At 64.6% G+C, this 21939-nt stretch carries 21 protein-coding genes; 6 read left to right on the forward strand and 15 right to left on the reverse strand.

The annotated features are described in order from the left end of the window. Positions 1-4 precede the first annotated feature (4 nt). Together ACIBJI_RS16520 and ACIBJI_RS16525 are read right to left on the reverse strand one after the other, a co-directional pair. Positions 5-910, reverse strand: coding sequence for a cutinase family protein (locus tag ACIBJI_RS16520; protein ID WP_397084718.1), 906 nt, complete (start codon positions 908-910; stop codon positions 5-7). Between the two features lie 370 nt (positions 911-1280). Beyond that, a complete protein-coding gene (locus tag ACIBJI_RS16525) occupies positions 1281-2414 on the reverse strand; it encodes an acyl-CoA dehydrogenase family protein (RefSeq protein ID WP_397084720.1) in 1134 nt (377 codons plus the stop codon). Between the two features lie 90 nt (positions 2415-2504). Here ACIBJI_RS16525 and ACIBJI_RS16530 point away from each other — a divergent pair, with 90 nt between their 5' ends. Next, positions 2505-3185, forward strand: a complete 681-nt coding sequence (locus ACIBJI_RS16530; protein ID WP_364343187.1) for a winged helix-turn-helix transcriptional regulator — start codon at positions 2505-2507, stop codon at positions 3183-3185. A 3-nt stretch (positions 3186-3188) separates the two neighbouring features. On the opposite strand, the gene ACIBJI_RS16535 is transcribed toward ACIBJI_RS16530, so the two are convergent. From ACIBJI_RS16535 to ACIBJI_RS16555, 5 genes are all read right to left on the reverse strand, one after another. After that, positions 3189-3416, reverse strand: coding sequence for a hypothetical protein (locus ACIBJI_RS16535; RefSeq protein WP_364343184.1), 228 nt, complete (start codon positions 3414-3416; stop codon positions 3189-3191). Positions 3417-3605: 189 nt separating this feature from the next. After that, positions 3606-4895 carry an acyl-CoA dehydrogenase family protein gene (locus ACIBJI_RS16540; RefSeq protein WP_397084722.1) on the reverse strand — a complete coding sequence of 430 codons (1290 nt, stop codon included), beginning with the start codon at positions 4893-4895 and terminating at the stop codon, positions 3606-3608. 2 nt (positions 4896-4897) lie between these two features. Beyond that, entirely contained in the window at positions 4898-5581 is a 684-nt protein-coding gene (locus ACIBJI_RS16545; protein ID WP_396955478.1) for a TetR/AcrR family transcriptional regulator, read from the reverse strand. After that, positions 5578-6627, reverse strand: coding sequence for an alcohol dehydrogenase catalytic domain-containing protein (locus ACIBJI_RS16550; protein WP_397084724.1), 1050 nt, complete (start codon positions 6625-6627; stop codon positions 5578-5580). The genes ACIBJI_RS16545 and ACIBJI_RS16550 overlap by 4 nt, the downstream gene beginning before the upstream one ends. Next, positions 6624-7373: a glucose 1-dehydrogenase gene (locus ACIBJI_RS16555; RefSeq protein WP_364343175.1), complete on the reverse strand. Its 750-nt coding sequence runs from the start codon at positions 7371-7373 to the stop codon at positions 6624-6626. The genes ACIBJI_RS16550 and ACIBJI_RS16555 overlap by 4 nt, the downstream gene beginning before the upstream one ends. 156 nt (positions 7374-7529) lie before the next feature. Between ACIBJI_RS16555 and ACIBJI_RS16560 the strand changes: the two genes are divergently transcribed. Beyond that, positions 7530-9713 (forward strand): malate synthase G, encoded by a 2184-nt coding sequence (locus tag ACIBJI_RS16560; RefSeq protein ID WP_364343172.1) that lies wholly within the window; start codon positions 7530-7532, stop codon positions 9711-9713. Positions 9714-10138: 425 nt separating this feature from the next. Beyond that, positions 10139-10693 carry a hypothetical protein gene (locus tag ACIBJI_RS16565; protein WP_364343169.1) on the forward strand — a complete coding sequence of 185 codons (555 nt, stop codon included), beginning with the start codon at positions 10139-10141 and terminating at the stop codon, positions 10691-10693. Positions 10694-10715: 22 nt separating this feature from the next. On the opposite strand, the gene ACIBJI_RS16570 is transcribed toward ACIBJI_RS16565, so the two are convergent. Both ACIBJI_RS16570 and ACIBJI_RS16575 read right to left on the reverse strand, forming a co-directional pair. Next, a complete protein-coding gene (locus ACIBJI_RS16570; protein ID WP_364343166.1) occupies positions 10716-11201 on the reverse strand; it encodes a hypothetical protein in 486 nt (161 codons plus the stop codon). Between the two features lie 43 nt (positions 11202-11244). Then, positions 11245-11913: a hypothetical protein gene (locus ACIBJI_RS16575; RefSeq protein WP_364343163.1), complete on the reverse strand. Its 669-nt coding sequence runs from the start codon at positions 11911-11913 to the stop codon at positions 11245-11247. Positions 11914-12118: 205 nt separating this feature from the next. Between ACIBJI_RS16575 and ACIBJI_RS16580 the strand changes: the two genes are divergently transcribed. Genes ACIBJI_RS16580 through ACIBJI_RS16590 form a run of 3 tightly spaced genes read left to right on the forward strand, consistent with a single transcriptional unit; the run spans position 12119 to position 15042 of the window. Then, the gene (locus tag ACIBJI_RS16580; protein ID WP_364343160.1) at positions 12119-12679 is read left to right on the forward strand and encodes a hypothetical protein; all 561 of its coding nucleotides are present in this window, start codon (positions 12119-12121) and stop codon (positions 12677-12679) included. Between the two features lie 12 nt (positions 12680-12691). Beyond that, positions 12692-14026: a Dyp-type peroxidase gene (locus ACIBJI_RS16585; RefSeq protein WP_397084728.1), complete on the forward strand. Its 1335-nt coding sequence runs from the start codon at positions 12692-12694 to the stop codon at positions 14024-14026. Then, positions 14023-15042, forward strand: a complete 1020-nt coding sequence (locus ACIBJI_RS16590) for a hypothetical protein (protein ID WP_364343154.1) — start codon at positions 14023-14025, stop codon at positions 15040-15042. Before ACIBJI_RS16585 ends, ACIBJI_RS16590 begins: the two co-directional genes overlap by 4 nt. 23 nt (positions 15043-15065) lie before the next feature. Here ACIBJI_RS16590 and ACIBJI_RS16595 read toward each other — a convergent pair whose 3' ends face one another. From ACIBJI_RS16595 to ACIBJI_RS16620, 6 genes are all read right to left on the reverse strand, one after another. Further along, the gene (locus ACIBJI_RS16595; protein WP_364343151.1) at positions 15066-15782 is read right to left on the reverse strand and encodes a hotdog fold domain-containing protein; all 717 of its coding nucleotides are present in this window, start codon (positions 15780-15782) and stop codon (positions 15066-15068) included. A 176-nt stretch (positions 15783-15958) separates the two neighbouring features. Then, the gene (locus ACIBJI_RS16600; protein ID WP_364343148.1) at positions 15959-16600 is read right to left on the reverse strand and encodes a DUF305 domain-containing protein; all 642 of its coding nucleotides are present in this window, start codon (positions 16598-16600) and stop codon (positions 15959-15961) included. A 2-nt stretch (positions 16601-16602) separates the two neighbouring features. Then, on the reverse strand, positions 16603-18177 hold the full coding sequence (locus ACIBJI_RS16605) for an LVIVD repeat-containing protein (RefSeq protein ID WP_397084731.1): 1575 nt from the start codon (positions 18175-18177) through the stop codon (positions 16603-16605). Positions 18178-18320: 143 nt separating this feature from the next. Next, a complete protein-coding gene (locus ACIBJI_RS16610) occupies positions 18321-19199 on the reverse strand; it encodes a 3-methyladenine DNA glycosylase (RefSeq protein WP_364343145.1) in 879 nt (292 codons plus the stop codon). Beyond that, the gene (locus tag ACIBJI_RS16615) at positions 19196-20260 is read right to left on the reverse strand and encodes a hemolysin family protein (RefSeq protein ID WP_364343142.1); all 1065 of its coding nucleotides are present in this window, start codon (positions 20258-20260) and stop codon (positions 19196-19198) included. Before ACIBJI_RS16615 ends, ACIBJI_RS16610 begins: the two co-directional genes overlap by 4 nt. Beyond that, positions 20253-21626 carry a hemolysin family protein gene (locus ACIBJI_RS16620; protein WP_364343837.1) on the reverse strand — a complete coding sequence of 458 codons (1374 nt, stop codon included), beginning with the start codon at positions 21624-21626 and terminating at the stop codon, positions 20253-20255. The genes ACIBJI_RS16615 and ACIBJI_RS16620 overlap by 8 nt, the downstream gene beginning before the upstream one ends. Positions 21627-21939 lie beyond the last annotated feature (313 nt).

The raw sequence follows: 21939 nt of genomic DNA on the forward strand, positions 1-21939 counted from the left end.
TTTTTCAGACCAGGCCGACCAGCCACTGCCGCAGCCACGAGGTGGCGGTGGCACCGTTGGAATCCACGACGTAGGTCGGATAGTTCTGATGGACGAACGAGTTGTAGAACCGCTCGAATTCCTGCTTACGTTCGCTCATTTCCGGATCGGCGAGCTGGTTCTGGATGAGCGGGGACACTCCTGTCGCCATCAGGTCGTTGAAGATGGCGAACGCCTCCTGCTGATAGCGCCACAGCTGAGCTGGGTCGGCATCGGAGGCCTGAGCGAGGAATCCGGCGAAGCGGGTCGCGAAGTCGGTGGGCGGAGCGGCGCAGTACAGGTCACCGACGGCGCAGATGGTTCGGGTCTTCGGGGTGAGGAAGCCGAAGCCTTCGATGCGCGAGCCGCCGGCACCGGCGCCGTTTACCGGGGGACCGACGAGGGCGTCGGCCGGCGAGCGACGCGGATCCGAGATGAGACCGACCGCGGCGATGCGTTCGGGTCGAACGGGACTGAGTCCGGTGCCGATTTCGGCGGCGAGATCGCCCGCCGCATCCGCGCCCTGGCTGTAGCCGATCAGCGCGATCTTGGTCTCGGCGCACTGCTGGGCCATGGCTGTGACCAGGCCGCGGGCATTATCGATGGCCTGTCGCTTGGACCGGCCGTAAACATCGGTCTCCCAGGGGAAGGCGGTCGCCGCGTAGGTCACGTAGTCGGTGCGGGTATTTCGCGGCAGGTTATCGGTGACACTCGCGAGCATGCCCTCGCCAGGCTTGGCATCGGAGGTCTCCCACGTTCCAGGTATCGCCACTACATAGAGGTCGGGGCAGCCACCGGGGGCCGCGGTTGTGGTGCCGGCGCCGCCGACGGCGCCGACCGCACCTACCATGACGGTTCCCGCCACGGCGCCGATCATCTTGCGCATAAACATGGTCCACACCTCGGTGTTGCTAGTTCCGAAGCGGCCGGGGGCCGTACGCGACTTCCTGTCGTCGCGTCGGAGACAACCGTACGGTCTGACCAGCGGTTGATGCGGGAACACCCCGTGACAAACGCCGAACATTTCTTAACAGAATGTGCAATGCCGAGGATTTGCCCGGTGCAGCGGGATGAAGGAGCCGCGGGCGAGGGGGTGCGCGACTCCTTCATCGTGTCCGAGGGGCAGTCACCGCCTCGTCCACGGTTGTGGTGATGATCTCCGACACCAATGACTCCCTCCCGTGGATCATCGTGTCCATCCATTGAACCCCGATCGGCAGGCCTGCGTCCCGGCTTCGGGCATTGCCATTCGAGAAGGTCGATCAACCGATGGGCGGGCGGCCCAACAGAACTCGGCCGGTGAATCGTGTCTGCTTGGCACGGGGCAGCGGGTGGAACAGGCAACCGTGGATGTCGCGATACCACATCTCCAGCTCACAGCTGCGCGAAAACCCCACGCCGCCAACGGTTTCCATGGCCAGTCGAACGGCATCGACGAGCGCTTCGGCGGCCACGGTCTTGCGGCTGAGGGTGCGCGCGCCGTAACTGTCGGTATTGTCGAAGTGCAGATTGTCCGAATCGGTGAACATGGCGGCGATCAGATCCGCGGCGGTGGTGTATGCGTTCATCATTTCCCCCGCGAGCTGGAAGGTATGCGGTTCGCAGCGGTCGGCGACCAGTGCGGCGGTCAATTCGACCGCGGCGTCGGCGATGCCGAGATAGGCCGCCATTACCAGTGGCATGGCCGCGCCGATCACCACATTCAGCACCGGGGGCCATGCGTCGGCAGGGCGGGTCAGCGAGATCGCGGCATCGGGGACGAAGACATCTTCGAAGACCACCGTATGAGAGCCGCTGGCCCGTAAACCGAGAGTGTCCCAAGTCTTTTCGATGCGAATACCGGGCGCGTCCAATGGCGACGCGAAGTGCAGCACCTGGGGTCCCTCCGGTGCATCGCCGTGGCGGATGCTGGTCACCACCACATCGCCGACCTCACAGCCGCTGGCGGGCGCCTTGCGCGCACTCACCCGGAAGCCACCGTCGACGCGCTCGGCCCGGCCGTTGGATTCGACCCAGTCCGAAGCGCCGGTGCTGACCAGAATCGCGCCCGCGGCCACCTTGCCGAAGACCGCCGTGGCGTCGATGCCGTGGTTGTGCCGCCAGACCTGTGCGGCGACCAGATGGGTGTGCATGGCGAACGCGACGGCCGTGGACGGATCGTGGCGGCCGAGTTCGCGCAGGATCTCGCCCATCTCGCGGTGCGACACACCACCGCCACCGAACTCGATGGGTACGAGTGCGGCGGACAATCCGGTGGTCCGCAGCAGGTCGAAGGCGGCGACGGAGATCTGGCCGCCGCGGTCGCGGGCGGCCACATCGGCGCGCAAGGTTTCCCCGATCCGGCGTGCCAGGGCGATCCAGTCGGTGGTGGTGATGTCATGGGCAATAGTCGTCATGTTTCGAAGTTAGGAACGGCAGCGATAACCGAATAGTCCAGAAAGTGGACTTCCATGGTCCAGAAAATAGACCCGGTTCGCGAGGTAACCATGACCAGCACGACCGCAAGCTATGGCCAATATTGTCCGATCTCCCGTGCACTCGATGTGCTCGGCGAGCGTTGGTCGCTGCTCATCCTGCGCGATCTGCTCATCGGTACAACTCGCTTCAACGATCTGGCCCGCGGTCTGCCCGGGCTTTCGCGGAGTCTGCTCGCCAAGCGGCTGCGCCAATTCGAGCGGGCCGGATTGATCGACAAAGTGGGCAGCGAATATCTGCTCACCGCGGCCGGTCAGGAATTGGAGCCGATCCTGTTCGGCCTCGGCGAATGGGGTGCGCGCTGGACCTTCGGTGAACCGCAGCCCGAGGAGTTGGATGCCGGGTTGCTGGTGTGGTGGATGCACTCCCGGCTGGATACGTCCACGTTTCCGGGTAAGCGCCATGTGCTGTGCGTACGGTTCACCGATGATTTTCGGCGCTATTGGATCGTCATCGAATCGGGTGTGCCTTCGGTGTGCGATGCCGATCCGGGCTACCCGGTCGATGTCACCATCAGCTCCGATGTCGAATCGCTGTACCAGGTTTGGCTGGGACGCATTCCGCTCTCGCACGCAATGCGAAGCGGCCGAGTGGAATTCACCGGGCCGAGTGCCCTCACCCGGCGGATGCCGTCGGTGTTGCAACTGAGTCCTGTTGCGGGATATACGGATCCGGTCGTGCGCGCCTCGTGACCATTACGCGGTAGTCTCCCGCGCGTAGATGTAGTAGCGATAGACGCCGTCGCCGGGATCCGAGTTCAGCGGCCACTCGCCGTCGGCGAACCATGCCCATTCGAGAGCGAGGCCCGCGTCGTGTTCGGCGATCGACTTCGCCCGGTCCAACGAGCTGTCGGTACCGAGGGCCTGGTCGTCGGTGCCGCAGAACTCGCAACTGTGCACCCGCCGCACCTCGTATGCGATCACTCGGTTACCTCCGGGCATCCAGGTTAGACCCGGTTTATCCGGGTGTGCACCGATAACGTTCGGCGGATGCGGCCGATAACCAGCTCAACAGGCTCGTCCGCCGGGGTGACCGCGTGGCGAATGGGGAGTTCCGGAAGTGGCGTCCGCATACGCTGAGCGTCCACCCCGTGGCCGCCGAATTGTGAGATTTCAGAGGTTGCCGACGATGTGTTCGAGGCGGCGGGCCACCAGTTCGCGGGCCTGTTCGCGCAGGGCGGGGCGGTAGCCGCTGGGGTAGACCGGGTCGCCGGGGGTGTAATCCTTCAGCACTTCCTTGGCGAGGGTGATCTTGTGGACCTCGGTGGGGCCGTCGGCGATCGCCATGACCTCCGCGTAGTTCATCATGTCGACGAACGGGAGGTCCTGGCTGACGCCGATGGCGCCGTGCAGATGCAGTGCGCGCTGGGCGATGTCGTGCATCACCTTCGGCATCGCCACCTTGATGGCGGCAATATCCTTGCGCACCTTCAGATAGTCCTGCTCCTTATCGATGCGCCAGGCGGTGCGCAGGACGAGCAGGCGGAACTGCTCCATCTCGATCCAGCTGTCGGCGATGCGTTCCTGGGTCATCTGCAGACTCGCGAGCGGCCCCTTGCGCATCGGCCGCGAGACGGCGCGTTCTGCCATCATGTCGAAGGCCTTGCGCACCAACGCGACTGTGCGCATGGCATGGTGCACCCGCCCGCCGCCGAGGCGGGTCTGCGCGACGATGAAACCCATCCCCTCCTGGCCGAGCAAGTGATCGGCGGGCACCCGGACATCGATGAAGCGCAGATGTCCCTCGTGCTCGCTGAAACCGTGCACGTGGAAGTTCTTCACGATCTCCAGGCCGGGTGTGTCGGCGGGCACGATGAACATCGACATGCCCTGGTACGGACTGACATCCGGATTCGTGATCACCATGACGATATGGAAGCTGGCGAACTGCGCGTTCGAGTTGAACCACTTCTCGCCATTGATGACCCAGGAGTCGCCGTCGCGCACCGCGTGGGTCTTGAACAGCGTCGGATCCGAGCCGCCGGTCGGTTCGGTCATGACGTAGCAGGAGCCGATCTCACCAGCCAGCAGCGGCTCCAGGTACTTGGCTTTCTGCTCCGGGGTGCCGTAGTGCGCGAGGATTTCCGCATTGCCGGAATCCGGTGCCTGGCAACCGAATACCGACGGCGCCCACACCGAAGTACCGAGTACCTCGTTGAGTAGGCCGAGCCTGAGCTGCCCGTAGCCGGGTCCGCCCAGCTCCGGTCCGAGATGGCAGGCCCACAGGCCCTGTTCCTTAACCTTCTCCTTCAGCGGCCGCATCAGCGCCATTGCCTCGGTATTGGTGCGGTCGTAGGGATTCGGGTAGAGCAGGTCGAGGGGTTCCACCTCGGTGCGGACGAACTCCGACGCCCAGTCCAACTTCTGCTGGTACTCCGGGTCGGTTTCGAAATCCCAAGCCATGGTCAGCCTTTCGTGTCGGTGATGCCGTCGAGAATGGTGGACGCCACAATGTCGGCGATTTCGTCGGGGGAGCGGCCGCCGTGCGGGCGGTACCAGAAGGTCACCATGTTCAGCATGCCGAGCACACTGTTGGTGACCACGTGATCGTCGGTGCGCAGTAGGCCCGCCGCATGACCGGCGTCGATGACGCGCTGCCAGCAGGCCTGTATTTCGTCCCGCATTTCCTGCAGTTCTTCGCCGCGCTCACCGGTCAGCGCGGTGACATCGCGCAATTGGATGGCGACCTCGCGGCGGTGCTCGATGATCAGCCCCACGTGGCTGTGGATCAGCTTGCGCAACTTGACGATCGGGTCGTCGGTGCCGCGGGAGATCCGCCGTGCGTCGGTGAGCATGAGCTGGATGTAATCGCGCAGGATCTGCCAGAGCAGCTCTTCCTTGGAACCGATGTGGTAGTACAGCGCGCCCCGCTGCACCCCGGCTCGATCACCGATTTCCGCGACGCCGGTGCCGTGAAAGCCCTGCTCCGCGAACAGTTCCACCGCGGCTGCCACGATGCGCGCCCTGGTCGCCTCGGCGGTGGTCTCCGCGGCCGGTGGACGACCGCGACGACGAGGCGAGGCCAATTCGGGCCCACCCGTCACTCGGCCACCGCCACTCATCGAATCGCTGCGCGATGCGGCCGTCATTTGCGCGGATCCAGGACGACCTTGGACACCCCGTCTGCACGGTCGGCGAACATGCGGTAGGCGTTCGCGCCCTCCGACATCGGGAATCGGTGTGTGACAACGGCTTCGGGTCGAATTCGCCCCGCCGCGGTGAGCCGCAGCAGTGCGGGCAGCTCGTATTGGATCGAGCAGAGTCCGATATGGAATTCGAGCTCCTTGACCTGCGCCAACTGCATATGAAATGGGAAGGCGCGGTTATGACTGACGCCGACCACGCCGACCCGGCCACGATGTCCGACGGCGCTGATGGCGAGACTGATGGTCGCATCGGCGCCGACCGCCTCGATCGCGACATCCGCACCGCCGCTGAGCATTTCTCGGATGACGGTCTTGGGTTGCTCGGATTCGACTATCTCCGCGCCCAATTCGGCGGCACGCTTGCGGCGCTCGGCCACCAGATCCACCCCGAGCACCCGCGACGCGCCCATCGCGAATGCCGACTGGACGGCCATCAGCCCGACCGGTCCGAGTCCGATCACCACTACGGTCTCACCCGGCGCGATGCGGGTGCGGCGCGCGCCGTACCAGGCGGTCGGCGCATTATCGGTGAGCACGATCGCCGCCCCATCGCTGACCGTATCGGGCAGCCGTACCAGATTCCCCTCGGCATGGGGGACGGCGAGATATTCGGCCTGCGCACCCGCGAGCGAGCCGCCGAGTCCGTAGCAGGCGTCCGCAGGCATTGGATGGCGTTCGCAGGCCGCCACGATGCCTGCCTTGCACTTCGCGCAGCGGTTACAGCCGACGGATGCGGAGACCAGCACCCGGTCACCGATCGCGAACCCGCGGATATCCGAACCCAGTTCGACGATCTCGCCGACCGCCTCGTGCCCGACGCTGTATCCGGTGCCGTCGGTGAAGCCGTGCCCGGCGTAGATGTGCAGATCGCTACCGCAGATTCCGGAGGCGGTCACCCGAACAATGGCCCCATCACGGCCGGGCAGTACCGGATCGGGGAACTCGGTGTAGGAGATCTGCTGTGGTCCTTGGTAAGTCAGAGCCTTCATCGCCAGCCGCCGTCCAGTGCCAGGGTTGCGCCGGTGCAGTAGGCCGAGGCGTCCGTCGCGAAGTACAGTGCCGCGCCGACGATTTCCTCCGGGCGGCCGACCCGCCCGAGGGCCATATGTCGAGTCAGCTCCGTCCGCAACTCATCGGGCCATGCCTTCGAAATATCCGTCTCGAACGGACCGCATTGAATCGTGTTGACCCGCACCGCCGGTGCGAAACTCTGCGCGAGTCCGCCGGTGAGGTTGGCCAATCCGGCCTTGGCGGCCGCATAGGGGACCGCGAGCGGTTCCGGTCGTGTCGCCTCGATCGAGGAGATATTGATGATCGACCCGCCACCGGCAGCGGCCATCCGGGTACCGATCAAGGTCGACAATCGAAACGGCCCCTTGAGATTGACCGCGATCACCTTGTCGAACATCTGCTCGCTCACCTGATCCAGGCTCGGATACAGCAGCGACATCCCGGCATTGTTGACCAGCACGTCGACCTTGCCGAACTCCGCGTAGGCCGTCTCGGCCAGCGCATCGCACTGCGCCCAATCGCTGACATTGCACGCCACCGGCAATGCGCGCCGACCATGGGTGTTCTTCACCTCATCGGCGAGTTCGACGCACCCGTCGAGCTTGCGACTGGCGATTACCACATCCGCGCCGGCCGCGGCGAAGGCCAGCACCATCTCCCGACCGAGCCCGCGGCTACCACCTGTGACCAGCGCGACCTTCTCCGCTAACGACTGTCCTGGCATTGCGCTCCATAGCTTCGGCTGCCGGTAATGTTCCAATCAGTACATTAATTCCGCCGGACGATACAATCAAGGCCCCGACAGACCGTCACATCACTACCGATGGGTAACATTGGTTGCGATTTTTCCCACCCGGCTTTCTCAGAAGTGAGGCAGTAGATGACAGAGCGGATTCAGGTCGGCGGGCTCCAGGTGGCCAGCGTTCTCCACGAGTTCATCGAGAACGAGGCGCTCCCCGGAACCGGCGTAGATTCCGCCGCGTTCTGGGCCGGAGCCGAGCAGGTCATCAACGACCTCGCTCCGCGCAACCGCGCCCTGCTGGCCGAACGCGACGAGATCCAGGGCAAGCTCGATGCCTGGCACGCCGAGCACCCCGGCGCGAACTATGACAAGGCCGCCTACAAGAGCTTCCTCGGGGATATCGGCTACCTGCGCGCGGAACCGGCCGATTTCGAGATCGCCACCCAGAATGTGGACGACGAAATCGCCACCACCGCGGGCCCGCAGCTGGTGGTGCCGGTGATGAACGCCCGCTTCGCGATCAATGCCGCGAATGCGCGCTGGGGTTCACTCTACGATGCCCTCTACGGCACCGACGCCATCTCCGAGGCCGACGGCGGCGAGAAGGGCACCGGTTACAACCCGGTCCGCGGTGGCCGCGTGATCGAATTCGCGCGCAAGTTCCTCGATACCGCCGCCCCGCTGGCCAACGGCTCACACCGCTCCTCGACGCACTACGCGATCGACGGCGGCAAGCTGGCGGTCACGCTGAGCAACGATGAGGTCACCACGCTGGCCGCCGATGGCGCGGAACTGGTCGGCTACCTGGGCGATCCGGCCTCGCCGACCTCGATCCTGTTGAAGCACAACGGTTTGCACATCGACGTCCAGATCGACCCTGCCTCGCCGATCGGCAAGACCGATCCGGCCGGTGTCAAGGATGTAGTGCTGGAGTCCGCGGTCACCACGATCATGGACTTCGAGGATTCGGTCGCCGCGGTGGACGCCGAGGACAAGGTGCTCTGCTACCACAACTGGCTCGGCCTGATGACGGGCGAGCTGGCGGAGAAGGTGACCAAGGGCGATAAGACCTTCACCCGCACCATGAACCCGGACCGCGTCTACACCGCGCTCGGCGGTGGCGAGCTGGTGCTGCACGGCCGGTCGCTGCTGTTCGTGCGCAATGTCGGTCACCTGATGACCTCGGACGCGATCATTGATGCCGAGGGCAACGAGGTGCCCGAGGGCATCATGGACGGCCTGATCACCTCGCTCATCGCCAAGCACAGCCTGCTCGGCGATAAGAAGCTGAAGAACAGCCGCACCGGTTCGGTGTACATCGTGAAGCCGAAGATGCACGGCCCGGACGAGGTCGCCTTCACCAACGAGCTGTTCGGCCGGATCGAGGACGTGCTCGGCCTGAGCCGCAACACCCTCAAGGTCGGCATCATGGACGAGGAGCGCCGCACCACGGTCAACCTCAAGGCCTGTATCCAGGCCGCCGCGGAGCGCGTGGTGTTCATCAACACCGGCTTCCTGGACCGCACCGGCGACGAGATCCACACCTCCATGGAGGCCGGACCGATGGTCCGCAAGGCCGAGATGAAGACCCAGCAGTGGATCCTGTCCTACGAGGACTGGAACGTCGATACGGGGCTGGCCGCCGGGCTGCCGGGTAAGGCGCAGATCGGCAAGGGCATGTGGGCCATGCCGGATCTGATGCACGACATGCTCGAGCAGAAGATCGGCCACCCGCGTGCGGGCGCCAACACCGCCTGGGTGCCCTCGCCCACCGCGGCCACGCTGCATGCGACGCACTACCACCAGGTCGACGTGTTCGAGCGGCAGCAGGAGATCGCCGGCGGTGGTCGTCGCGCCACCGTCGATCAGATCCTGGAGATCCCGCTCGCGGCCGATCCGAACTGGACCGATGAGCAGAAGCGTCAGGAGTTGGACAACAACTCCCAGAGCATCCTCGGTTATGTGGTGCGCTGGATCGACCAGGGTGTCGGCTGCTCCAAGGTGCCCGACATCCGGGATGTCGGTCTCATGGAAGACCGCGCAACCCTGCGCATTTCGAGCCAGCTGATGGCGAACTGGCTGCGCCACGGGGTGGTCACCGCCGATGAGGTGGTGGCCAGTCTGCAGCGGATGGCGCCGGTGGTCGACAAGCAGAATGCGGGCGATCCGAACTACCGGCCGATGGCGCCGGACTTCGCGAGCAGCATCGCGTTCCAGGCCGCGAGGGAGCTGGTGTTGGAAGGCGCCAAGCAGCCCAACGGCTACACCGAGCCGATCCTGCACCGTCGTCGCCGGGAGGCCAAGGCGCTGGCTTGCGTCTAAGGCATTGCGCGTCTGAGTAACTCGTGAATCCCCCGCCCGGGAGCCTGCCGGGCGGGGGATTCCTGATATCACGCGACGGCCCGTCGGCGGGGTGGATGACTGGTTTCGACCCGCATAACGATCCGTTACCCTGGGCGCTGCACGAGGTACTCGGATGTGAGGAAGTTTTATGGGAAGCGTTGTCCTTGATGTATTCGCCCTGGTTGTGAACCGCGCGGCACAGTTCTGGAACTGGATGGCAACCGGTTCGGCCGGTTTCCCGCCGCTGTAATAACCGAGCTGAACGTCTGGTGCGACGGCCCCCGGTCACGGCCCCTCGATGGGATGCCGAGGCCGGGGGCCTTCCTTCGTCCAGTGAGATATTTCCACCAGATGGTGAACCGATTCCCTTCGGGGACAGGGCAGGTCGACGTATCTTCTTTGGCATGAGCAGCGCCACCCGACCGACACCGTTGTGGTTCGAACTCTGGATGGGCGCGATCACCACCGTCATCGCGCTACTTTGCGCCGCGCTGTGCTGGGAATTGGCTGCTCAGGGCAGCTTTCCGGCCAAAGTTCTGCTGTGGGTGGGACTTTCGGTTGTCGGTCTGGTCGCGATCATCTTCGCCATCCTCGGCCTGATCCGCTATCACGCCGTCCTCGTGAGCCTGACCGCGCCACTGCTGATCGTCGCCCTCGCCGCGCTGGTGTGGTACGAAGTCCCCGAAACCACCGGTTGGCGCCTGTCCCGCCCCATCCTCGAGGATCAGGCCGCCGCCTGCGCCAACCCGGGCCATCGCACCCGTCTGGGCGTCTACACCGTCACCTATATCACCCGCCGCGACGGCGCCTGCCTGTTCTACGTCAGTGGCGGAGCCACCAATTCCGAAGGCTTCGCCTATTTCCCGGACAGCGCCCCGAGCACCGGTTCCGCCGGACAAGGCGGGATCGGCTACGAACCCTTCCACGGCTCCTGGTACCGGTTCACCGAAAACACCTGACGGATATCGGCCGAGGTGCCACTCAGTGCCCGACACCAACCAGTGTCCGGATGATCATGAAGATGGCGGTCACACCGAAACAGCCCAGTCCGACCACCCATACTGTGAACATCTGCCGCATCGGTATCAGGTTGTTCAGCCAGCCGACGTCGAGCTCGACGTTCTGCTGTCGCGTCTCGAAGACGGTGCCGTGTGCACCCCAGCTGCCCGCGCCGATCTGCTGCTGTTCGAACTGCTCCAGCCACAATGCGTCCTTGCGCTCGGCAAGGCGATGGCTCGCCATCAGCATGATCGAAATGATCGACACGATCAGTGCGAGTAGCGACGAGGCTATTCGAGCGATGGAATCGTTGGCGGCTGCCATCGAGATGCTGAACAAGAATGCCTGGGCAGTCAGACTGACGGTGGGAACCTGCCAGAGCAGGTTCTCGTATTGCAGACGTCGATCCGCCACGGTCTGGTAGACCATCTCCAGATCGGCCGAACGGCGAGGAACTGGCTCCTCCACAAGGGGTACTGTCGCACAGTCGCGCAGACCTGGTGGGTGTTTGTCACGTTCGGGATGGGGAGCGAACCAGGATGAGGACACTGACCACGAGCACCCACGCCGGGAAAGCCAGCGTCATCCATCTGCTCGTTTCGCTGGCCACCAGGAGTGCCACGGCCGCCAGATAACTGAGACCGGCGAGCCAGCGGGGCATCAGCCCGGTCTTCAGCCAAATCGTCGCGAGCGAGATCATGAACACGGCCGCCATCCGCAGTGCGTAGGTCTGGCACGCCGAAACCACGATCATCTTGCCGAAGTCGACAACTTCGGCGCGGGCGGCCGGGTCGGTGACGTCGGTGTCGCTCGACACCAGACCGGCCGCGACGGCGGTGCCGACGAACATCATCGCCAGGAACAGCAGTCCGCTGCCGAGGAATATCGATAGGAAGAACCGGTCCTCGTAGCGCCCGAATCCGTCACGGACGACGCCGATGAACCATAAGAAGCTGATTCCGGCGAAGGGCATGAGCACCGTCGCTATTCGGATCGCGCTCCGCTGGCTGTTCAGCCAATGAGTCGAGCCTTCGATGCCGTCCGGCATGTCGATACGGATCAAGATCAGCGTGGTACCGAACAACACCGCGAAGACCACTCCGGCCAGCGCGGCGGCTCGCGGTGTCGATAACCGGCGCGGGGTCGGCTCCGACTCGGTGTGTTCCGGCGATGTCGACATGAAGTGATTCTGTCAAATCCGAGCGTCAGCGGTGGGAATTCCAATCAAGTTCAATTTTCTACGATGTCACCCGGCGCTTTCACCGAAACTACATGGGTGATTACTGCTGTCTCGATTACCGGGCAATCCGGGGTTTCGGGGTAATGCGCCGAAGGCATAGCATGAGCAAAGTCCAGCTTTACTGTCGCGGAAGGTGGGTGAAGGTATGTCGATAACCGAGCGTGACTGGAGTAAACCGGCGGCGATGGCCATCCCGGCGGAGGGCTATTTCGAGCTGGAACGGGGAAGATACGGTCCGATCTATCCCCGGACGCCTTCGTGTTATGGGTTCTCGATCATCGCCAAGGTGAAACCCGGTCGGGAAGAAGCTATTCGCGCGCACGGCAAGGAGCTCGAGGCCGCGGTAGCCGCTGATCCAGAGGTGCTGGCACCGCTGCGACTGCACTATCTACGGTGGCTGTTGTTCGATGTCGGATCGGGTCTGTATTTCCAATATCAAGGCATCTTCGATACCGATTTCGACAAATACACCGAGGATGCCGTTACTCTGTTCTCGCAGACCGGCATAACAACGGTTTTCACGAATCTCGAAGGATTCCCCGAGGATTGGAAGGAAAATCCGGCGTCGTTCGTGAAATATGTTCGCGAGCATCAATTCCCGAGCTTCCTCGAATACGGTGAGTACCCCTACGTCACCGGCATCGAGATCAAAAAGGCGCTGCGACTGAAGGCGGCGTTCTCCGAAATGCTCGATCAGATGCAGTAAGTACCTTGACCCATGCTAGAACTCGACGATATTCAGCACATCCTGCTGACCCGGACCCCGGCGATGACCGGCCGCTATGAGTTCCTGTCCTTCGACGATCCCGCGGGGGCTCGGGCTTGGTTGACGCCGCTGATAGACCGCGTGCAATCGGCGGCAGATGCGCGCGCCACGATGGACAGTTCCGACCGCTGGGTCACGCTGGCCTTCACCTGGCACGGGCTGCGGGCGCTCGGCGTGCCGGAGGAAGTGCTCGCTACCTTCCCGGACGAGTTCCGCGAAGGCATGGCCGCACGCGCGGACATCCTGGGCGACACGGGCGCTGCTCATCCCGACAACTGGGTAGGCGGGCTGGCAGGTGAGGACCTGCACGCGATCGCGATCCTGTTCGCTCGCACCGACGCCGAGCACCAGCGCTGCACTACCGAACATGACAAGCTGGTGGCCCGCTGCCCCGGTGTGCGCGTGTTGTCGTTCCTGGATCTGAACGCGACGCCGCCCTTCGATTACGCCCATGACCATTTCGGGTTCCGAGATCGTTTGTCCCAGCCGGTGATCGACGGATCCGGTGAAGCGCCGACCCCCGGGTCGGGGGCAGCGCTGCAACCCGGGGAATTCATCCTGGGCTATCCGGACGAGGAAGGGCCACCGCGAGCGCTGCCGCGGCCGGAGGTGTTGTTCCGCAACGGCAGCTATATGGCCTACCGGCGGCTGCAAGAACATGTCGGCGCGTTTCGGAACTATCTGCGGGAGCATGCGGACACCCCGGACGGGCAGGAGTTGCTGGCCGCGAAGATCATGGGCCGCTGGCGTAGCGGTGCGCCCCTGGTGCTGACCCCGGACCGGGATGATCCGGCGCTGGGTGCGGATCCCATGCGCAACAATGACTTCAATTACAAGGAGATGGATCCGCACGGCTACGCGGTACCACTGGGCGCGCATGCACGGCGCCTCAATCCTCGCGACACCGCAGCAAATATGAACCGCCGCAGGATGATTCGCCGCGGCGCCACCTACGGGCCCGCGCTACCCGAGGATGCCCCCGACGACGGGGTGGACCGCGGGATCGCCGCGTTCATCATCTGCGTCAGCCTGGTACGCCAGTTCGAGTTCGCTCAAAACGTCTGGATCAACGACAAGACATTCCACGAACTCGGCAATGAACACGACCCCATCTGCGGTACCCAGGACGGCACCTTCGACTTCACGATCCCCAAGCGGCCCATTCGCAAGGTGCACCCGGGCCTGCCTGCATTCACCACGCTCACCGGCGGCGCGTACTTCTTCCTTCCGAGCATCAGCGCTCTGCGATACCTGGCCACGCTCGACAGCCGAGAGGTGACACCATGAGCAGCAGCACCTTGTCGTCGGCACGCACCTACAACCAGACCCACATTCCGCGCAACCACGACGGGCGGCGGCGGATGACCATCTATTGGACGTGGAGCTATCCATGGGAGGCTCAACGCGATCCCGCCGCGATGTACAACCGCTTCTCGACGATGACCGAGGTCCGCAACGTGCTGTGGCCGAGCTACGAGACCCCGGAATACGACGCCGCGCACTTCCTACAGGGCATCGCAGGCACGTTGGAACTGTTTCATCGCTCGACGCTGGCGTTTCAGCAATTGGCCGGCGAGGCCACCGGTCACCCCGTCGCGGTGTTCCAGCGTATCGACCAGGCGGGCTACCCCTTGCCGATCGACGAGCGGATCCTGGCCGACACCGACACCCTGCTGGTGTTCGGGCTCGATCACGTGCTCTCCGAGCAGCAAGCCACACCGGAGGAGTGCGATGCGATCCGCGACTGGCTACAACGCGAAGGCACCTGTCTGCTGCTGGCACCGCACCACGACGTCGGGTGCACCGACGACTATGCGCAGCGACAAATGGAATTCGAGCATCACGGCGACCCGTTGGTGCCGCGGCAGCAACGATTCGGCCAGTACACACGCTCGCTCATGCGGGCCCTCGATGTGCCCGTGCACAACAAATGGGGCCTGCGACCCGCGGTGGTCGACGGCACCGATGAGATCGCACCCTTGACCGGGTTCCGCGATCTGGACGCGCCCCGGTTACTGGACAACGTCACGACATTCAACTTCCACCCCCATCTACCGCACTACGAGCTCACCGCGCCGGAAACCGATACACTTCGTGTCCTGGGCCGCCAGCGTGTCGATCCCAAGCGGCCCCATCCCTTCACCGCCGCCGGCAACACGGAATTCAATGCGCTGATCTGGATGCCACCCGCAGGCAGGCGAGCCGGCGATATCGTGCTCATCGATTCCACCAACTTCACCACGCTATTCGGCGGCACCGACAGCCTGCGAAACCTCTGGCACAACCTCGCCACTATGAAGTAAGCGCCCACCGCGACGGAGTTGGTTCAGGGTTTGGGCTGAATCCAGAGGGCTTCGGCGACGGCGCAGAGATCGCCCGAGGTCGTTGCGAGGGCTATGCCGACAGTGTATTTGCGGCCCTGATGACTGACGGGCCAGGCGTAGGAGATGTAGGGGGAGTCGGGGTAGATGGGCTGAAGTTGGGTGGCGGTGAGGGCCGCGGTCACACCGCCGAAGCCCATGCCTTGTTTGCGCATGGCGGTCCAGCCACCGGGGCAGTCGAGGGCGGACCAGACGACTTCCGGTGGGAGTCGGCCGGATTCGTCGGCCAACTCGGGATCGGGAGTCCACGCGGCGAGGACGAGGTCGTGATCCGCTGTGTCCCATGTGAGCAGGCGCAGGCCGCGGCCGGGTGCACATGCGGCGCCGCAGCCATAGCAATCGGTGACACGGCGCGACACCATGGCCGCGTCGGTGACGGATTTCGCCTCGGCCCAACTCGGTGCGCTCGGCGGATCGATGGTGAGCACCGCCGGAGTCGATTCGGCGAGTAACGCACCGTCTGTGTCGGTGAGCGCATATCCACCTGATCTAGTGGGGCGCAATGACATCGGGGTCTCGAGCGGCACCCGTGCGCGGAAGTCGACACGTATCTCGGTGGCCTCGCACGGCCCGGCCACCAGACCCGCGACGTATCCGCCGAACGCGACGTCGGGATATCCGTGAACGTGTTCGGGGACGGTGACTGTCTCGGTCCGGATCACGTGTCGCTCGAGCCTTTCTGTGCCGTCGATCTGGATCGACCTTACCTCCGCAGCTGCCGACAGGCGCACACCGTCTACGACCGGCCGGACCCCTCCGAAAACCGAGGCACTCTGGCAAAAAGCTCTGAGTTGACACCGTGTGTTCGACCCGCATCCGGTGAGCGGGCGCGGGTCGGCTAATGCGGGGCCTGACCACCGAGTTGGGTGAGCAGCACGCTGATCACACCGGCCTCCTGGCTCTGACTCTGGAACATCGAGCGGGCGGTTTCCTTGACAGGTCCGGAGGCCAGTAGTTCGTCGGCGGCACGAGCCATCACCAGTCCGCCCTGGTGATGACGGAACATCAGTTGCAGAAAGAGGATTTCGGCGTCGTGACCGCGCGCTGCGGCCAGCGCGTCGAGTTCGGCGGTAGTCGCCATGCCCGGCATCGCATCGCTATTCGCCTGGCTCGCACTCGGATGATGTTGCGTGGCAGCGGCATCGGTGTGCATCCACGCCATTGGATGCGACGACAGTGGCGACGCATCGGCCAACCGCAGCCACCCCAGCATGGTCCCGATCTCGATGCGCTGCGCGTCCGAAAGCTGTTGCGCCAACCGCAGCACGGTCGGGTCCACGCCACGATCCAAGCGCTGCACCATGATCAGCGCTTGCTGATGATGTGCCGTCATATCCTGCGCGTAGCCGATCTCGACCGCATTGAGAACCGGTGCGGCCGTGTGCTCTTCGGGCAGCAAGAGTGGACGCAGCGCCGCCCCGAGCACCACCAGGACGAATGCGACAGAGGCGAGCGCGCCGACTCGGAACCAACGGGACACGGCTACGACCCGACGGTCGATTGCTGATTCTCGGGCGCCGTGTACACATCGTTCTCCAGTTGCAGCACCATGAATCCGTTATCGGAGCAGGCGACATACAACTGGTTGCCGCGCCACTCCGGCGGCGATAAGCACCAATCGGTGGAGACGTCGCCGAAGGCGAGCTTGCCGGTGCGCGGGGTGAGCGCGTCCAACGGATCGAATTGCCCCTCCAACACCGCGCGTGCGGCCGGTGGTGTGCTCATCAACGGCACGCCGATGATCGAGGCGAGGGCGTGCGGTGAGTTCCACAGGCTCAGGTTCTGGCCGGTCCGTGCGGGCGGATTGAAGTAGGCGATCTCACGGATATTGTGCGGATCACGGACGTCGAAAACCCGGATGCCGGAGGAGATCCAGCCGCATGCGAGTGCGGTCGGATTGTCCGGGCGGTCGGCGGCACAGTAGTGCGATTCGTAGGCGAAGACCGAACCGCCCATCGAACTACCGATATTGCTGTCGATGTTCTGCAACAGGTTGATCTCCAGCTTTACCTTCCCGGCGACCTTCGGTGCGGTGTCGTTGGAGATATCGATGAGTTTCACACCGCCCGAACCGCCTTCGTCGACGGTGTAGAGGTAGGGCTTGCCGTCGTAGGTCACCGGGATGCTGTGCTGGGTGGCCCAGCCGTCGGTCCAGAAGGTGCGGCCGATATGGGTGACCTGCGGGTCGGGGTCGCGGCGCTGAACGGAGCTGATATCGAGGACGGTGAATCCGCCCAGCGCGGATAGGTACATGCGGTTGCCGTCCGGACTGATGCCGAATCCGTGCGCCTCGATCCCGGTCAACCCCTGCCAGATGACGTGCGGATTGGTCGGATCGGTGAGATCGACCGCGCTGACGAAACCGGGCGCGACGCCCGAGGCCCAGTAGGTGCGGCCGTCGGGAGACCAGCCGCCCTCATGCGTGGTGATCGGCAGCGGCATGGCGAGATTCGTGCCTGGTCCCGGATTGAGCAGCTTCGGATACGCACAATCGGAGATGTCGTAGACAGATAGGTAGCCGATGCCTTCGCCGAGCGGCACACCTGTCCCGACGAGCAGTTTGCGTTCGGTATTGACCTTGAGGCTCTCCCAGGTGCCGGCGAGCATCGCGGGTTCGGTCAGGGTGACCGTTGGGCGCGGGTGTGCCGGATCGGAGACGTCGAGTACCTGGACGCCGCGGCCCTCGCTGATCAAGTCGCCGGGGAAGAACGAACCCATATACGCGCAATGGTCGAAGCTGGTGGAGGTGATGCCCGCGCCGCGCCCGGCGTAATTGCCGACCATCGACATATTGCAGGAGTAGCCCTGGGTGCTGCGCCGACTATCGCGGTCGGCGGCCGGAACATCGCCCTGCAGCCCGGTTTCCGGCATCGCCCCCGGTCCGCAGTCCGCCCGGGGCACCGACGTCCGACCGACATCGAGGAACTCCTGAACCGCGGTGGCGATATCGTCTTGCAGATCGGCCGATGCGCTGCTCGGCAACATCATCGCGGCCACGATCGTGGTGGCGAACAAGGCCAAGGGCCGCGCGCGGCGCAGTGTCAGCTTCGGGTGCATCGTTGCATCCCAACTTCCTCATCATGGGCACAGGCCGCGCCGACTCAGACGGAGCATTAACTGACTGAATGGTATTAACAGGCGGTAACTTAAAGGTGGGTTTTGGCGGAAATGCCAGGTAATCAGCCTGGTTCGGCGCCACGCTAGCTGGCGGTGAGTGGCTCGGTGTCGTATCTCAGTAGCGATGTGCAGACGTCGAGCAGGGACTGTCTGAGTCCCGACGACCGCTCGGCCAATTCCGATTGCGCCCGGACGTATTCGGCACGCCCCGCCGGTGTTTCGATGCGGACCGGCTCGTAGCCGTAGTCGGTGAGGTCGTACGGGCTGGCGCACATATCGAGTTCGCGTGCGGCGCAGGCGAATTCGAAGTAGTCGAGCAATAGGTCGGAGGAGAGGAGCGGGGTCAGTTTGAAACCCCATTTGTAGAGGTCCATATTGGCGTGCAGGCAGCCGGGCTGTTCGCGGGCGACCTGGTCGGCGCGCGTCAATGGCTCCGCGTTGCGGCCGACGGCGTCCGGGGTGAAGAAGCGGAATGCGTCGAAGTGTGTGCAGCGCAAAGACATAGATTCGACGACCGCGTCGGTGCCGGTGCCGCCCAGTCGCAGCGGCACCTGTTGGTGGCGGACCTCGTCGGTTTTGTACACCATTGCCCACTCGTGCAGGCCGAAGCAGGACAGCTGTGCTGGCCGGGATGCGGTGGCGTGCAGCAGTTTTGCGATGAATTCGATGGTGCCGCGACGCCGCTGGATGAATGCGGGGTCGGCAGTGTAGACAGCCGCGCCGTGCTGGTGATACCCACGAGCCCCGTCGTACTCCCGCGCGCCTGTCAAAGCGATACCGAATCCCGGGTGCCAGCGCCGCAATTGGGCAGGCTTATGTCCGTAATACGTGAACAGAAAATCGATCACCGGATGTGACGAGCCCGCCGCGCGCCGTTCCAGATACGGTCCGACGAGCTCGTCCAGCCGAGCCCGGTGCGCGGCGGCACTGGCCCGCCACTCGGACTCGGCCAGCACGATCATTCGATCACCCGGTGCGTCCCGTCGCGCACGGTGCCGACGAACTCTTCCACCAGATCCTCCAGCGCCACAATGCCCACCGTATTGCCGCGGGTATCCACGACGCGGCCGAGATGTGAGTTCGTGCGCCGCAAGCGGGCCAGCGCCTCGTACAGGGGAGTACCGGCGCTCACCGTCGGCAGTGGGCGAATATCGGTGCGCGGGATGGGCGTATTCGGTCCCGCGCTTTCGTCGGCGACCTTGTCGAGCACATCCTTCACATGCAGATACCCGACCAGCGAACCGTCGCTCGCGCGCACCGGATACCGGGAGAAACCGGTTTCGGCGACCGCGGTTTCGATATCACCGAGCGTGGTGCCATTGCCGCGCAGCGGAACCGAGCGGGCCGTCGCCAACTGCACCATCACATCGCCGACCACCCGATCGGAGGTACCGAGCGCCTGGGTGAGGCGGCGGTGCTCCTCTTCGTCGAGCAGTCCCTCCGAACGCGATTCACCGATCATCTCGGCGAGCTCCACACTGGAGACCGTCGCCTGCAGCTCGTCCTTCGGCTCGATCCGCAACATGCGCAGCGACAGATTCGCGGCCAGGTTGTAGAGGGCGATGAGCGGACGCGCCAACCGCAACCACATCAGATGCACCGGAACCAGCAGCAGCGCACTGCGTTCCGGTCCGGCCAGCGCGATATTCTTCGGAATCATCTCGCCGAACAGAATGTGCAGGATCACCACGATCGCCAGCGCGATGGCGAAGGCCACCGGATGCAGCAGCTGTTCGGGCAGGCCGACCAGCTCGAACGGCCCCTCCAATAGATGCGCCACCGCGGGTTCGCCGACCCGTCCGAGCAGGATCGAGCAGATGGTGATGCCGAGTTGCGCGGCGGCCAGCATCATGGACAGGTTCTCGCCGGCCCGGATCACCGTGTGCGCCTTGCGCTTTCCCTGAGCGGCGAGCGCCTCGAGCCGGTCCCGACGGGCCGAGATGAGCGCGAATTCGGCGGCGACGAAGAAAGCATTGCAGGCCAGCAGTACCACCGTGAACAGGACGCCGAGGAGATCAGCCATGGCTGTTCTCCTTCAGTGCGGCGGCCGCGACCGGGACCAGCCGGATCCGATCGATGCGCCGCCCGTCCATCCGTTCGACCTTTGCGATCCAGCCGCCGTCATCGTCGTTCGAATAGCGGTGCGTGGACCGTGGATTCGGCAGCACCACCTCATCGCCCATGACCGGAATGCGGCCGAGTCGGGTGAGCACCAGACCGCCGAGGGTTTCGTATTCGCCCTCGGGCGCGTCGTAGCCGGTGGCGCGGGAGACCTCGTCGATGCGTAGCAGCCCCGAGCAGTCCCAGCCGTCGGCGACCCGGCGGACATCGCGTTCTTCCTCATCGTGCTCATCGCGGACATCGCCGAGGATTTCCTCGATGAGATCCTCCATGGTCACGATGCCCGCGGTGCCGCCGTATTCGTCCACCACCAGCGCGACCTGCATGCCGTCGGCGCGTACCCGTTCGAGCACCTCGTCGCCGTCGAGGCTGGCGGGCACGATCGGCACCGGCCGGGCGAGCAGATGCAGCGGGATGGTGTTGCGGACATTCGCCGGATGGGTGAACGCCTGTTTGACGTGCACCACGCCGAGGGTGTTGTCCAGATCGCCGTCGATTATCGGGAAGCGCGAGTAACCGGTGCGGCTGGCGGCCGCGATCAGATCGGCGATGGTGTCGGACTTGTCCAGGGATTCGATCTTGACCCGCGGTGTCATCAGCTCCTCGGCGCTGCGCTCACCGAATTGCAGTGAGCGGTCGACCAGCTGCGCGGTGCGGTGATCCAGCGCGCCGCGCAGCGCGGAAGTACGCACCAGCGAGCCGAGTTCCTGCGGGGAGCGCGCCGAACGCAACTCCTCGGCCGGTTCCACACCCAGCCGGCGGACCACCCAGTTGGCGGTGCCGTTGAGGAAGTGAATCATCCACTTGAACACCACCGAGAAGGCGATCATCGGGCCGGCGGTCACCCGCGCGGTGCGCAGCGGCTTCGATATCGCGATGTTCTTCGGGACCAGCTCGCCGTAGATCATCGACAGCGAGGTGGCGAGCAGCAGCGCCAAGGTGAGCGAGATGCCCTGCGACGCACCTTCGCTCAGACCGAGCGCGGTGAACAGCGGCGATAACAGTCGGGCCAGCACGGGTTCGGCGATATAACCCGTGATCAGCGTGGTGATGGTGATACCGAGCTGGGCCCCGGAGAGCTGGAACGACAACGTGGTGTGCGCCTGCCGGACCATGCGCGAGCGGGCATCCCCGACCGTGCGCGCATGCGACTCGACGGTGCTGCGTTCCAATGCGGTGAGTGAGAATTCGGCGGCAACGAACAATGCGGTGCCGGCGGTGAGGGCGATGAACCCGATCAGGCTGAGCACGGTGAGCACGACGGACATCGTCAGCACCACCTGCGAAACATACGATGAGCTGAATCGGATCGGGCGGCTGTGGGACGGAGAGCGCCGGGTTTGTCACCCGGCTCGGTAGAGGAGCCCTCCTGTGCGGCGCCCTCGGACGCGGGTGACAACTTGTTCCTCTCGGCAAATGGGTTCGTGAAGCCGGAAACCGGCAACCCCTATGCTACCGGCTCTGTCTAATGGCAGCGCCTTCGGCGCTGCGGGTTCGCGGCCCCCTGGTGTCTCGCGGCCGCGCCCGCGCGGCGCGGCCCCGGGGGGCGGGGGCGGGGACGGGGGGGGCGCGCGGCGGGGC

Origin of the sequence: Nocardia sp. NPDC050408 (assembly GCF_044458905.1) — a bacterium.
Lineage (GTDB): Bacteria > Actinomycetota > Actinomycetes > Mycobacteriales > Mycobacteriaceae > Nocardia.

What these genes read in the sequence shown, in the direction of transcription:
- ACIBJI_RS16575 (WP_364343163.1), bottom strand. Translation starts at nt 11,913, where the DNA reads ATGTCGACATCGCCGGAACACACCGAGTCGGAGCCGACCCCGCGCCGG.
- ACIBJI_RS16540 (WP_397084722.1), bottom strand. Translation starts at nt 4,895, where the DNA reads ATGGCTTGGGATTTCGAAACCGACCCGGAGTACCAGCAGAAGTTGGAC.
- ACIBJI_RS16525 (WP_397084720.1), bottom strand. Translation starts at nt 2,414, where the DNA reads ATGACGACTATTGCCCATGACATCACCACCACCGACTGGATCGCCCTG.
- ACIBJI_RS16620 (WP_364343837.1), bottom strand. Translation starts at nt 21,626, where the DNA reads ATGTCCGTCGTGCTCACCGTGCTCAGCCTGATCGGGTTCATCGCCCTC.
- ACIBJI_RS16530 (WP_364343187.1), top strand. Translation starts at nt 2,505, where the DNA reads ATGACCAGCACGACCGCAAGCTATGGCCAATATTGTCCGATCTCCCGT.
- ACIBJI_RS16585 (WP_397084728.1), top strand. Translation starts at nt 12,692, where the DNA reads ATGCTAGAACTCGACGATATTCAGCACATCCTGCTGACCCGGACCCCG.
- ACIBJI_RS16610 (WP_364343145.1), bottom strand. Translation starts at nt 19,199, where the DNA reads ATGATCGTGCTGGCCGAGTCCGAGTGGCGGGCCAGTGCCGCCGCGCAC.
- ACIBJI_RS16615 (WP_364343142.1), bottom strand. Translation starts at nt 20,260, where the DNA reads ATGGCTGATCTCCTCGGCGTCCTGTTCACGGTGGTACTGCTGGCCTGC.
- ACIBJI_RS16520 (WP_397084718.1), bottom strand. Translation starts at nt 910, where the DNA reads ATGTTTATGCGCAAGATGATCGGCGCCGTGGCGGGAACCGTCATGGTA.
- ACIBJI_RS16550 (WP_397084724.1), bottom strand. Translation starts at nt 6,627, where the DNA reads ATGAAGGCTCTGACTTACCAAGGACCACAGCAGATCTCCTACACCGAG.
- ACIBJI_RS16545 (WP_396955478.1), bottom strand. Translation starts at nt 5,581, where the DNA reads ATGACGGCCGCATCGCGCAGCGATTCGATGAGTGGCGGTGGCCGAGTG.
- ACIBJI_RS16565 (WP_364343169.1), top strand. Translation starts at nt 10,139, where the DNA reads ATGAGCAGCGCCACCCGACCGACACCGTTGTGGTTCGAACTCTGGATG.
- ACIBJI_RS16590 (WP_364343154.1), top strand. Translation starts at nt 14,023, where the DNA reads ATGAGCAGCAGCACCTTGTCGTCGGCACGCACCTACAACCAGACCCAC.
- ACIBJI_RS16605 (WP_397084731.1), bottom strand. Translation starts at nt 18,177, where the DNA reads ATGCACCCGAAGCTGACACTGCGCCGCGCGCGGCCCTTGGCCTTGTTC.
- ACIBJI_RS16580 (WP_364343160.1), top strand. Translation starts at nt 12,119, where the DNA reads ATGTCGATAACCGAGCGTGACTGGAGTAAACCGGCGGCGATGGCCATC.
- ACIBJI_RS16560 (WP_364343172.1), top strand. Translation starts at nt 7,530, where the DNA reads ATGACAGAGCGGATTCAGGTCGGCGGGCTCCAGGTGGCCAGCGTTCTC.
- ACIBJI_RS16555 (WP_364343175.1), bottom strand. Translation starts at nt 7,373, where the DNA reads ATGCCAGGACAGTCGTTAGCGGAGAAGGTCGCGCTGGTCACAGGTGGT.